A 13,660-nucleotide genomic window follows, 5' to 3' on the forward strand; every position below is an offset into this window, starting at 1 on the left:
TAATTATTAAGAATCTGCTAAAAAATCCCTTAAAACCATACCAGCGCTAATCGTCACTATTTATAATATGAGTATTTATCAATGTTAAATTAAGAAGTATGTCGGATACGCGGATTGATCAGACCATACAAAATATCAATAAATAAACTAACCAAAATCAGGGCTGTGGCGACCAATAAAATACCGTTTTGTACAATAGGGTAGTCACGAGTGAAAAACCCATCGAGCAGCCAATTACCAACGCCTGGCCAACTAAAGATAGTCTCGGTAATAATGGCACCTGCAAGCAATGTCGCCATCTGTAGACCAACGACCGTAACCACAGTAATCAAGGCATTGCGCATCACGTGTACCAATATCACGCGGCTTGGTGATAAGCCTTTGGCGCGTGCTGTGCGTACATAATCTTCATCTAATACCTCTAGCATCGCCGAGCGTGTCATGCGCGCTATCATCGCTAAGGGGATGGTCGATAAAGCAACAGAAGGTAAGATAAAGTGCTTGACCACGTCCCAAAATGCGCCTGGTTCTCCTGACGTCAAAGAGCCCAATAACCACGAGCCATATAATGGCTGGACATCTAAAAACTGAGCCACAGAGATGACCCCAGCGACGGGTAACAGACCAAGATAGTGAGCGAATATACCAGTCAGGATAGGTCCCAATAAGTAGATGGGCATAGAATATCCTGCCAGCGCTCCTGACATGAGGGTGTAGTCAATCCATGTGCCACGGCGTAGGGCGGCAAAAATACCCAAGCTCACACCAATCACACTAGCGATGACGATGGCGCACAACGCCAGCTCCAAAGTAGGGACAAAGTGAGCAAAGAAGTCTTGTAAGACAGGAGTACGAGTACGAAAGGACTCGCCAAAATTACCGGTCAATATACCAGTCAAATAATCCCAATACTGGGCGACGAGTGGTTTGTCTAAGCCTAGTCTTTCTAGGGCCCGAGCATGTAGCTCTGGATCGACCATACGCTCGCCCATCATAATCTCGACAGCGTCTCCAGGGACGAGACGAATCAGAGTGAAGGTCGATAGCGTTAAGCCAAGATAGACGGGAATAAGAATAGCAATTCGACGCAGAATATAAAGTAGCATGGCCTGCTCAATAGTTGTGGTTCAATGATTAGAATGTTAACAGTGATGAAAATATCCGTGACAAAGCATTTGAGTCATATAAATACGGCTGGAGCAAAGTTATCTGACCCAGCCGAATATTAAAGAATCAATCGTGCATGTCTTACCGAAATTAATCAGTCAAGATTATTCAACCTTCACACCATCGAAGCGTATTGAGCCAAGCGGGCTGATTTTATAATCGACAACGTTTGGTGCAGTGAATACCGTTACGACCGAATGCGCCATCGTTGTCCAAGGAAGCTGCTCTTTGAATATCTGCTGAGCTTTTTCGTAGTCACCGACACGCTCTTCTTGATTGGTGATTTGACGGGCATTGGTCACCAAACTATCAAAGTCTTTATTACACCAGCGTGAGTAGTTATTACCACCGACGGCATCACAAGACAATAACGAACCAAGCCAATTGTCTGGATCACCATTATCACCAGTCCACCCCGCTAGAATCACATCAGGTTCACCTTTAGCAGCGCGCTTGAGGTACTCGCCCCACTCATAAGTCACAAGTTTAGTATCAATTCCAATCTTCGCCCAGTCTGCTTGCAGCATCTCAGCCATGAGCTTGGCATTCGGGTTATATGGTCGTTGAACGGGCATATACCACAGGTTGATAGAAAGGTTGTCCGCGCCTGCTTCTTTGATAAGCGCTTTTGCTTTTTCAATGTCATAAGGCGCATCTTTGAGCGACTTATCGTAACCCCATTGCGTTGGTGGCATTGGGTTGGATGCTTTCAGCCCTTCGCTTTGATAGACCGCGTTGATAATAGCGTCTTTATTGATGGCCATGTCTAATGCTTGACGGACTTTCAGATCACTCAACTTAGGTTTTTCAACGTTGTAACCGACATAGCCGACGTTGAAGCCTGGTTGATCAAGCACCGTTGCCTTACCCGATTTTTTGACAGAGTCAATTTCGGCAGGTTTTGGATAAGCGGACACATGGCATTCGCCAGCTTGTACTTTTTGAGCACGAACCGCCGAATCTTTGGTGATGACAAAGACGAGATTGTCGATATGAATGTCGTCTTTGTTCCAATAGTCTGGGTTTTTGGTATAGCGAATTTGCGCGTCTTTTTGATAGGAAGTAAAGACGAAAGGTCCAGTACCCACTGGCTTGGTATTAATGTCAGCTGCTTTGCCATCCGTCATTAATTTATTGGCATATTCAGCAGAATTGATATAAGCAAAGGGCATGGCTAGATTTTGTAAAAATGGCGCGTTGGTCTCGCTGAGCGTGACTTTGACGGTATAGTCGTCCACTTTTTCGATATCAGAGATAATATCAGGCAGTCCCATACCGACCGAATATGGGAATTCAGCAGGATAGGCTTTATTAAATTCAAAGTCTGGATTGGTGATACGTTCTAGCGTAAAAATAATGTCATCTGCATTAAAATCGCGGGTCGGGGTAAAGTAATCAGTCTTACCGAATTTGACCCCTTTACGTAGAGTAAAGGTATAGCTTTTGCCATCTTCACTAATATCCCAGCTTTCGGCTAGACCTGGCTGAATCTCAGTACCCGCTCTTTTGAATTCTACTATGCCGTTGTAGATGGGGAAGGCGCTCGCATCAAAATCAGTACCCGACGTATACTGGGCTGGATCGAAACCAGCGGGGCTACCTTCTGAGCAGTAAAGCAAGGTTTTAGCTGCTTTAGCATCTGAGCTAGCAGCAGATTCATCAGTGGTTTTGTTGTCTCCGCCACAGGCACTAATACCTAAGACAATCGTAGCCAACATCGTAAGTTTGAAGAGTGAGTTCTGCATTATTACATCCTATGTAATGATAAATAGTCGCTCATATATTTATGATTCGTCTTCGATTCATAAATATCATTAGCGAGCTTTTAATTCCCTTTAAAGCTTTATTTATATAGTGTCTTTGATCTATAAAACAAAAAATGCATCAGGTTATATTAGGGTCTGTTGAACATTCAAATGTGGTGCTGGCAGTCACTATTTTTTAGACAATATGCAGTGAAATTTTTGACGCCTAGTTATTCTAGGTTAGACAATTTCGCCATATATTGGCAAAAAAGAGTACTGCCCTGAAAGGCTGATGCTAAAATCCCCCCAAACGTTGTTACAAACCTAGCTAAGGTCTCGACATTATCGTCGGCTTGCGCCTAGTTTGGTGCAATTTTAGCAATCAGCAGCTCTAATATTTGAATGTTCAACAGACCCTGACCTTTATGCATGTTTATAAAAAATACCAATATAAATAGGTTGTTTAAATATACTCTTTTAAACAACCTGAATGCAAGACATCTGTAAACTAATTTTAATAGAAAACGTACCGTTTTACGTTATTTGTCTTTTAATCTGTTGATAGCCATTAACATAAGTAGATTAAGGCATGGTTCCCCATTTTTAGCCATATTCTTAAAGTTTGAATATGGATATTTTGTCATATTACACTTCTATTAAGGCGTACGTAATAAAATGAGTATCGTTCTATTTTTTATAGAGTAGCGCGCTTTGCATGATTATGATTTTCTTTAATAAGCTCTGCTATTTTTTCGGCAATCATAATGGTCGGGGCATTGGTATTGGCGCTAATGAGCGTTGGCATGACTGAAGCATCGATAACTCGCAATCCGCGCACACCTCGTACCTTGAGTTCCAAATCAACCACAGAGTGTTCATCTGAGCCCATGCGGCAAGTACCGACAGGATGATAGATGGTATCGGATTTATTGCGAATATAGCCGAGCATGCCGTCTTTTTCGATGTAAGGGGCAGGGTAGTCTTCAGTGATGTACTTCGCGATTGCTGACTCTTGCATGATGGCTCTGGTACGTTCGGCACCTGCCACCATGCACTCTACATCTTTTGGATGAGATAGGTAGTTTGGGTCAATCAAGACGGCATCAGAGGGGTCGGCTGAGTCCAGTCTAACGGTACCGCGACTCTCAGGACGCAGGTAGCAACTATGGCAAGAAATGGCAAATCCACGTCTGAGGTCACGACCGTGTTCGATTACACGAGATATGACGAAGTGTAGCTGTGTGTTTGGCCACTCTTTTGGGGCATCACCGACACTAAAGAACGCACCTGCTTCGGCATAGTTGGTAGACAGCAATCCTGTGCCGTCTTTTCTCCATTGTCGAATGCTTTTGGTCAATGTCGAAATCGTCGCCATACCAATGCCAATGACATCAGTGGTATTGACCTCGTAATCAAAGACCACGTCTAGGTGATCTTGCAGGTTGCCACCGACATCAGGTGCGTCTACCACGACCTCAATGTTATGAGATTGCAGATGAGATGCAGGGCCAATGCCTGATAGCATCAGTACTTTGGGCGAGCCGAAAGCACCACCTGATAAAAGAACTTCACAACGTGCCATCACAGTGTGCTCAACGCCGTCTTTTTCATAGACGACGCCTGTTGCTTGATGGTCTTCAATGATGACACGGTTGGCTTGCGCGTGGGTAATGACGGTCAGATTTGGGCGGCTTTGGACGGGATGTAGATAGGCCGCAGCGGCAGAGCAACGTTGACCTTGTTTTTCCCCATGGAAATGAGTGACTTGATACAGCCCTGTACCGTCTTGCTTTTCGCTATTAAAGTCTGTGTTATGGTCGAGACCATTGGCAATAGCAGCTTCTACAAAGGCTTTTGAGATATCGCGTGGACTGAGCAAATCGCTAACGTGCAGCGGTCCGCTATCGCCATGTAGCTCACTACTGCCATGAACGTTGTTTTCAGCTTTGATAAAGTAGGGTAGGACATCGTCAAATCCCCAACCATCACAGCCTTCCTCTACCCAGCGCTCATAATCCAGCTTACTACCACGTGTGTAAATCATGGCATTGATAGCGGATGAGCCGCCTAAGCATTGGCCACGTGGTTGAAAACCGCGTCGATTATTGAGATGAGTTTGAGGCGTAGTGTGAAAGCACCAGTTATTTAACTTTAGTGGTTTACCAGGAACCATAAGGATTAGTCCAGCAGGGACACGCACTGCTAAATCTTTGCCATCGCCGCCAAATTCTAATAAGCAGACACTGATTTCTGGATTTTCGGTGAGGCGGCTGGCAAGTACACAGCCGGCAGAGCCACCGCCCACGATGACGTAATCAAATGTTGTGTCAAATTCCATTTTATCTTCCTTATAGCATCCATGCTAATTAAAACGAGCTTTTCAAAGTAAGCTACGCTTTACAGTATCTATTATTTTGCTGAAATAATAAAATAAAAATGACTCCGCGGTATCTGTCTGCGCAAGTACCGTAAGATTGTTAGATTCGGTTCATCATTTAAAGTCGATACTACCTGATTTTGCACCAAACGACCTTATACCGCACAAATTTCTGAACGTACGATAAAACGCTTGCCTTCAGGAATTTCTAACGAAAAGCTGGCGCCGCGCCCTTTGACGACATCAATGGTCAAATCCGTATTTTGCCATAATTTGTGCTGCGCTTTGCCCATATAAAATGGACAACCAGCAATCTCACCGATTAATACATCTTGGCCGCCTACCTTAAATTCACCTAGCGGATAACACATGGGGGAGCTACCATCGCAGCAGCCACCAGATTGATGAAACATCAACTCACCGTGCTTGGATTTGAGTAGTTCGATTAAGTCTATGCAGGACTCTGTCGCTTTGACTTTCATGATGATTTCCTTATCATATAGAATGTAATTTTAGAAAACGTCTTATTAAGTATGAGCGTCTTATTAAGTATAAGTGTCATACTGGATGAGAATATAAAAAGCCGTATCGTTTTCACTCACATCATTTATAGCATGTGAATGAAGACGATACGACTGATGGTTTGTGATTAAATGTGTGAAATATTAAGACACGCCCTAGTAATAACTACATACTGTAGTCAATCACAATGCGACCTTCGATTTTGCCGTTACGCATACGCTCAAAGATATCGTTAATGTTTTCTAACGGCTCAGCGCTAACAGTCGCTTTTACTTTACCTGCTGCGGCCATATCTAATGACTCTTGTAAGTCGAGACGCGTACCGACGATAGAGCCGCGAATGGTAATACCGTTGAGAACCGTATCAAAGATAGAAACAGGGAAGTCGCCCGTTGGCAAGCCGTTAAAGACCACCGTACCACCACGTCTGACCATGCTGATCGCTTGATCGAACGCGATAGCAGATACGGCAGTCACTAACACGCCATGAGCCCCGCCAATTTCTTCTTTCAAGTAAGTACCAGGATCTGTATTTTTAGCATTGACGGTAATGGTCGCACCTAGTTTTTTGGCAAACTCAAGTTTTTCATCGTCAATGTCGACTGCCGCAACGTTCAATCCCATCGCAATGGCATACTGTACTGCCATATGACCGAGACCACCGATACCAGAAATAACCACCCAATCGCCGGGCTTGGTGTCGGTCATTTTAAGGCCTTTATAGACGGTAACACCTGCGCATAAAACGGGTGCAATTTCAATGGAGTCAACACCTTCAGGGATGATACCGACGTAGTTGGCATTGGCCAGTACGTACTCTGAAAAACTGCCATTGACGGAGTAGCCAGCGTTTTGTTGACGCTCACATAAGGTCTCCCAACCGCCTAAACAATGGGTGCAGTGACCACAAGCAGAGTAGAGCCAAGGTACACCGACGCGGTCACCTTCTTTCACATGGGTAACACCTGCGCCAACCGCAGTGATTAGGCCGACACCTTCGTGTCCTGGAATAAATGGCGGGCTAGGTTTTACGGGCCAATCGCCTTCAATAGCATGTAAATCGGTATGACAAACACCTGAGGCCTGCATTTTAACCACAATTTCACCAGCGCCTGGTGTTGGAATGTCAACCTCTTCGATTTGTAAGGGTTGGTTGAATTCATGCAATACGGCAGCTTTCATCTTATTAGTCATATAATTATTCCTTGTCAGAGTTCTTACATGAAGAGGCTTATAGAACATCACTAAAGCACTTTGCAACCTTTATTACAAAGTGCTTTGAACTTAGGGCGTGTCTTCAATTCACGGCCTAGTACATTAAAAATGGACTTAAAAGAAACCCATTTTTTTGGGGCTATAAGACACCAGCATGTTTTTGGTTTGCTGATAATGATCGAGCATCATCAGATGGTTTTCGCGCCCGATGCCTGATTGCTTATAGCCACCAAATGCAGCATGTGATGGATAGAGATGGTAGCAGTTGGTCCAGACGCGACCTGCTTGAATACCACGGCCGAAACGATAAGCCTTATGTACGCTACGCGTCCAAACACCAGCGCCTAGACCATATAGCGTGTCATTGGCAATTTGCATGGCTTCTTCATCGTCTTTAAAAGTAGTAACGGCAAGCACAGGTCCAAAGATTTCTTCTTGGAACACGCGCATATCGTTGGTGCCTTCAAAGATGGTTGGCTTGACGTAGTAGCCGTCTGCTAGGTCGCCATCGTGTTTGGCTTGATCGCCACCGACTAGGACTTTTGCGCCTTCTTTTTTACCGATATCAAGATAAGATAAAATCTTCTCTAACTGATCTGAGCTGGCTTGTGCACCAATCATGGTCTCGGTATCTAGTGGGTTGCCCATTTTGATGGCTTCGACACGAGCGATACAGCGTTTGATAAATTCGTCATAGATGCTCTCATGTACGAGCGCACGTGATGGACATGTACAGACCTCACCTTGGTTAAGCGCAAACATGACTAGGCCTTCGACCGCTTTGTCCAAGAAGTCATCGTCTTCATCCATGACATCGGCAAAGAAAATATTTGGGCTTTTGCCACCAAGCTCTAGTGTGACGGGAATGATGTTTTCACTGGCGTATTGCATGATGAGGCGACCAGTGGTGGTTTCACCAGTGAAGGCGACTTTATTGATACGTGGGTTAGAGGCAAGTGGTTTACCAGCTTCGACACCAAAGCCATTAACGATGTTTAGGACGCCTTTTGGCAAGATATCAGCGATACCGATTGTTTCTAACATATAGAGTATCGAGGCAGGCGTTTGCTCAGCAGGCTTCATGACGATACAGTTACCAGCGGCTAGAGCAGGGGCGATTTTCCATACTGCCATTAGAATAGGGAAGTTCCATGGGATAATCTGCCCGACCACGCCCAGCGGCTCATGGAAATGGTAAGCAACGGTGTCTTCATCAATTTGGCTAATACCGCCTTCTTGCGCGCGAATGGCACTGGCAAAATAACGGAATTGATCGATGGCTAATGGAATATCTGCCATTAAAGTTTCGCGCACAGGCTTGCCGTTTTCGTAGCATTCAGCAATGGCGATCGCTTCTAGGTTAGCTTCCATGCTGTCTGCGATTTTTAATAATAAATTGGCACGTTCAGCGACACTGGTTTTGCCCCAAGCGTCTTTGGCAGCATGAGCAGCATCTAGAGCTTTTTCGATATCAGCTTCTTTTGAACGGGCCACTTGGCAGATGACTTTGCCATCTATGGGACTGGTGTTGTCAAAGTACTCACCATCAACGGGTGCGAGCCACTCACCATTGATAAAGTTATCGTATTTTTCGCGGAATTGGACAGGACTGTTTTCAGTATTGGGATAAGCGTATAACATTAACCACTCCTTGTTGTGTATTATGGTTATTTAAAATATGGTTACTTGCAGTAGGGCCATTTGAAAATAAATACTTGGTCTTCCTGACTAAGTTGTCACCCTATCGTACTGAGCTTTTGTGCAGAACGATAATGACTTTTTATAATGATATATTTTGTATCATATAACTTTAAGTTATGTGATGTGAGGCGGTTAAAATGGTTCGCAAAGCGAATGCAGCTGTTATAATTGTCACTATCTACTTTGGCTTGTTATGGTTATAGCGTTAATCATGGCAGCTTTCTTTTTGTGCTATTTCTTCTTTTTCATAATATTGGTTGGTTTAGATCTATGCGTCAATCTTCTGCTCTTGATATCCTAAAAACAGGTCAAAACGTCTTTTTGACTGGCTCAGCAGGTTCAGGTAAGACTTATACTCTCAATCAATACATCGATTATCTACGCGCACGCCGTGTACCTGTTGCGGTAACGGCCAGTACAGGTATTGCTGCCACGCATATGAATGGCACGACGATTCATAGCTGGTCAGGTATTGGTATCAAAGATGAGCTAAGCGACCGCGACTTGACCACGTTGTCACGCAAACAGTTTTTAGCAGATAGATTAAAAGATACTGCGGTATTGGTCATCGATGAAATCTCAATGCTACATGCCAAGCAAATTAATTTGGTGAGTCAAGTGCTCAAGCATGTGCGTAAAAACGACAAAGCCTTTGGTGGTATCCAAGTAGTGGTCGCAGGGGACTTTTTTCAGCTACCGCCAATTGGTAGTAAGGGCGAGAGCAATCGTGAAAAATTCGCGTTTATGTCTGAGGCGTGGCTCGATGCCAAGTTTCACATTTGCTACTTGTCTGAGCAGCATCGTCAAGTCAGTGAGGCGGCCAACGGCAGTCTTGATTTGGACGATATTTTGAACCAAATTCGTCGTCAAGAAGTCACTTTTGATGCGATTGCTGCGCTAGAAGCCACCTTTGACCAAAATGTCGATATCAAGCGTACCCGTCTGTATACACACAATCTCAACGTCAATAAAATCAATGATAAAGAATTGGCGGCACTGTCTGGTGAGATGATGCGCTTTGAAGCCACGTCTACGGGCGATAGTAAACTGGTTGAAACACTCAAGAAGACAGTACGCACTCAAGATGATTTAGTGCTCAAAGTTGGCTCAAAAGTGATGTTTATTAAAAACAACACCGAACTTGGTGTTTCCAACGGTACGATGGGTGAGCTGATAGGTTTTGCTGCTGTGAAAATCGACGATAGCAAAGACAGTAGTGAGGCTTTGATTGAAGATGATATCGACAGTACTGCCGACAGTGATGAAGCATCTGCCAAAAGCGCAAAGAGTAAAACCAAAAAAGAAAAAGAAAAGCCAACGACACAAAAAATGCCAGTGGTAAGACTCAATTCAGGGCGTGAAGTTATCGCTGAGCCTGAAGAGTGGATTATCGAAGATGAAACAGGTGAAGTGCTGGCGAGCTATGAGCAAGTGCCGCTTTGTCTGGCATGGGCGATTACTATTCATAAGTCACAGGGCATGACACTGGATGCTGCTGAGATAGATTTGTCGCGTACCTTTGAGTTAGGACAAGGTTATGTGGCATTATCAAGGCTCAAGTCGCTAGCAGGGTTGCAGTTGCTGGGTATGAACGATATGAGCCTGCAGCTGGATCCATTAGCTCGCGGTGCAGACAAGCGATTTTTGGTACTGTCTGAGGAAGCTGATGCTAATTATGCGATGCTCGATGAAGAGAGCATGCAGCAGGCACATGAAAAATTCGTCCTGAAGTCAGGTGGTACGATGAGTAAATCGGTGATTGATGCCTATGCCACGCTACAAAAAAAGCGCCGCGAACAACAGCAAGCAACGCTCAATAAAAAACAAAAACAGGGCAATCAAGTTTCTGACAAATCAGACAGTACCCTACTTGCGACCAGAGTGTTATTAGAAGAGAGTTTGACCATTGCGGAGATATCACAAGCGCGTCAGTTGTCACAGTCGACTATCATGCGTCACATCGGCGAATTGAAATCACAAGACCCAAGTTTGGCTTGTGATCATCTGCGTCCAGAAGATGAGGTGATGACCGCCGTTGGTAATGCCTATGTGGTGATTAAAGTTGCCAATAATCCAAATGATTTTAATGATGATGGTAGTATTAAGCTGCGTCCGATATTTGACCATCTGAAGCAAAGCATTGACTACAATACCATTCGCTTGGCACTTATCTTTATAACACCTTAGCGCTTGTTGAGCATTCGACTATGGCAATCAGCAGTGCCTATTTGTGTGCCTACTTGTGAATGGGCAACATGCCCTAATATTTAACCTATTGTTAAAACCATTAAAGCGCATGGTTTTTGTTCCAGTGTAGTGCTGAAATTGCAGTGCTCAATTTTATATCTCTCTTTATAGCGATAACTTGTTATGCCTGATTTTTCTAGCGCCACCTATCAATTAACCTCTGATCCTGTCGTAGCAGCGCTTTATGCCACTGGTGAGCACACACAGCCATTGAGAGTGGCTATCAATGGTTTTGGGCGTATAGGGCGCAATGTATTGCGCGCATTGCTAGAGCGCTTTGAAGTGTTAGGTCGTGCGATTCATGTAGTGGCGATTAATGATTTAGCGCCAGCGGATATCTTATTGCATTTATTAAAGTTTGATAGTACACACGGTCGTCTTAGTCGACTCGGCGTTAGTGCCGAGATTGTAGAGAGTGTTGCCGACGATACCAGCAAGACTCAGCTCTGTCTGACGAAGAGTAACCTAACCTACTGCATTAATATGCTGTCGGAGGCAGATCCAAAAAATCTGCCTTGGGAGGCGCTGGGTATCGATGTGGTACTAGAATGTACAGGTCATTTCCGCTCTTATGAGCAATCTCAGCTGCATAGAGTGGCTGGCGCGCAGCAAGTCATCATTGGTGCAGCGCCCTTTGACGATGTCGATGCTTGTATCGTTATGGGCGTCAACACGGACGAGTTAACACGTGAGCTGCCAATTATCTCGAGTGTCTCTTGTACCACGCAAGCACTGGTACCGTTGATTGCGACCCTTGATACTGCATTTGGGGTAAAGTCAGCGATGATGACTGAGATTCACGCAGTCACGGCTGACCAAACGGTACTCGATCAGGCGCATCGAGATCCTAGACGCGCGCGGGCTTCTGGTTATAATATTATTCCGACCACGTCTAGCAGTATCGCTGCGACAGAGCGGGTGCTACCAGCGATGATAGGCAAAATAAATGGGCACTCAATACGTGTACCAACTATCGATGTTGCCGCCATTGACGTGACGTTTGTGTTTGATGCGCCTAACGTGAGTGTTGATGACATTCGTGACGTGCTGAAATCGGCTAGCCAAGGTGGCTTGATTGATATTATGGCTTATACTGAGGAGCCATTGGTCTCAAGTGATTTCATCCATCAGACAGAGTCGCTTATTATCGATGGGCAGCAGCTCATGCAAGTGGGTGGTCAATATAAGGTTTTCGCTTGGTATGATAATGAATGGGGTTATGCCAATAGACTGCTAGATATGTGCCTACATCTGGCATCTAATAAAAAACCGATAGTCAATCCTTGATAAAAAAGTGACAGCGTTAATCTCGCTTGAAGTATCACCTATACCTCTGCGCTCAGTTGCCTTGGCTCTCTTTTAAACGGAATCAACGATAGCAGCAAAATAATTTAAATTCGTTAAATTAATTGCTTGCAATCTCATTTTATATCGCTATAATGATGCACCTATGGAGACGTGGCAGAGTGGTTGAATGCACCGGTCTTGAAAACCGACAAGGGTTTGTAGCCCTTCGAGAGTTCGAATCTCTCCGTCTCCTCCAAATTCGAGATAATAGCAGAAATTGCTAAAAATCTTACTAAGCCTGCCTTGTGCAGGCTTTTTAATGCCTGTAATTTGAGGTTAGTAGTACTAAGCTGGTTATTTTTACTAAATCGTCATAACTGATTTTCGATGGTGCATAAAAAAGATTATCCAGCGTTATTACGCTAAAAGTCCTGATTCTGTCGCCATGGGCTGGATATCAATTTCATGGAAAAATATACAGTAAAAAACTATTTGCTCTGAAATGTTTTTACCACATATGTCGCTGATAGGAACCGCTTTCTTTAAGTCTCTCATGCCAACTCATACAGTGCATTTAATGAAGTAGTTGATTTACAACCTGCAAAGAAGAGGGCCCTATTTATGGGTTTTTTGATAGTAACATGAACAAATGTCCTTAAAATTTGCTATAAGAACTATCAGAGACAATATATACTTCATTGGTTAACTTGAGTTATATCATATAAGTTAAAGAAATAAACTCATTGAAATAACAAAAAGTGCTTTAGCTATTGGAGGAAGATATGAGCTATAAAGAAGAAATAACTCAAGATATTGCAGAGATTATGACAGACTTGGAAGTACAACCTATTCTTTTCGTTGGTTCTGGCATATCTCAAAGGTACTTTGACACTCCAACATGGCAAGGTCTTATGAAGATATTGGTCAAAACTTGTCCCGAGCTTAATAAAAGAAAGTTTGCCTTTTATGAGCAGCAGTACAGAAGGGCTAATTTAACTGATTATACTTTAATGGCTAGTAGTTTTGTCGAAACTTACAGTGATTGGGCATGGGAAACGATGGATGAAGATAATTCTATATTTCCTCCAGAATTATTTGAAGATAATTCGCAGAAGCAAGGTTATATTAAGCATATAGTTTCTAAATATTTTGAAAACGTCACTAACTCTATTGATTTAGAAGCTAGTGAACACAAAAAAGAAATTGAATCCTTAAAGAAGATAAATCCTCATGCCATTATTACAACTAATTATGACGGTGCTTTAGAAATAATTTTTGATGAATATCAAAAAATTGTTGGTCAGCAAGTAATTAGAGCTAACTATAGTCAAGCCTACTTAAAAGTGTTATAAACTAATTATCAAACTTAATTATTATTATAAAGACCATGACTTACTCA

Annotated in this window: 9 protein-coding genes and 1 tRNA gene; 4 read left to right on the forward strand and 6 right to left on the reverse strand. The window is 43.6% G+C overall.

The genetic code is table 11. The annotated features are described in order from the left end of the window. Positions 1-89: 89 nt before the first annotated feature. From QL982_RS04740 to QL982_RS04765, 6 genes are all read right to left on the reverse strand, one after another. The gene (locus QL982_RS04740) at positions 90-1,106 is read right to left on the reverse strand and encodes an ABC transporter permease subunit (RefSeq protein ID WP_290165155.1); all 1,017 of its coding nucleotides are present in this window, start codon (positions 1,104-1,106) and stop codon (positions 90-92) included. Between the two features lie 165 nt (positions 1,107-1,271). After that, on the reverse strand, positions 1,272-2,912 hold the full coding sequence (locus QL982_RS04745) for an ABC transporter substrate-binding protein (RefSeq protein ID WP_290165152.1): 1,641 nt from the start codon (positions 2,910-2,912) through the stop codon (positions 1,272-1,274). A 694-nt stretch (positions 2,913-3,606) separates the two neighbouring features. Continuing rightward, the gene (locus QL982_RS04750; protein WP_290165212.1) at positions 3,607-5,250 is read right to left on the reverse strand and encodes a GMC family oxidoreductase N-terminal domain-containing protein; all 1,644 of its coding nucleotides are present in this window, start codon (positions 5,248-5,250) and stop codon (positions 3,607-3,609) included. Between the two features lie 194 nt (positions 5,251-5,444). Further along, a complete protein-coding gene (locus QL982_RS04755; RefSeq protein WP_290165210.1) occupies positions 5,445-5,771 on the reverse strand; it encodes a DUF779 domain-containing protein in 327 nt (108 codons plus the stop codon). A gap of 205 nt (positions 5,772-5,976) precedes the next feature. Continuing rightward, entirely contained in the window at positions 5,977-7,005 is a 1,029-nt protein-coding gene (gene adhP / locus QL982_RS04760) for an alcohol dehydrogenase AdhP (RefSeq protein WP_290165208.1), read from the reverse strand. A 135-nt stretch (positions 7,006-7,140) separates the two neighbouring features. Then, complete coding sequence (locus QL982_RS04765; RefSeq protein WP_290165206.1) at positions 7,141-8,667, reverse strand: aldehyde dehydrogenase family protein; 1,527 nt, start codon at positions 8,665-8,667, stop codon at positions 7,141-7,143. A 330-nt stretch (positions 8,668-8,997) separates the two neighbouring features. Between QL982_RS04765 and QL982_RS04770 the strand changes: the two genes are divergently transcribed. From QL982_RS04770 to QL982_RS04785, 4 genes are all read left to right on the forward strand, one after another. Then, complete coding sequence (locus tag QL982_RS04770; protein WP_290165204.1) at positions 8,998-10,914, forward strand: AAA family ATPase; 1,917 nt, start codon at positions 8,998-9,000, stop codon at positions 10,912-10,914. Between the two features lie 183 nt (positions 10,915-11,097). Further along, positions 11,098-12,261: a type I glyceraldehyde-3-phosphate dehydrogenase gene (locus QL982_RS04775; protein WP_290165203.1), complete on the forward strand. Its 1,164-nt coding sequence runs from the start codon at positions 11,098-11,100 to the stop codon at positions 12,259-12,261. Between the two features lie 165 nt (positions 12,262-12,426). After that, positions 12,427-12,517: transfer RNA gene (locus QL982_RS04780), tRNA-Ser, on the forward strand. Positions 12,518-13,043: 526 nt separating this feature from the next. Continuing rightward, positions 13,044-13,613: a hypothetical protein gene (locus tag QL982_RS04785; RefSeq protein ID WP_290190186.1), complete on the forward strand. Its 570-nt coding sequence runs from the start codon at positions 13,044-13,046 to the stop codon at positions 13,611-13,613. Positions 13,614-13,660 lie beyond the last annotated feature (47 nt).

It is taken from the genome of Psychrobacter sp. 5A.1, from assembly GCF_030407455.1.
Classification (GTDB): Bacteria; Pseudomonadota; Gammaproteobacteria; order Pseudomonadales; family Moraxellaceae; genus Psychrobacter.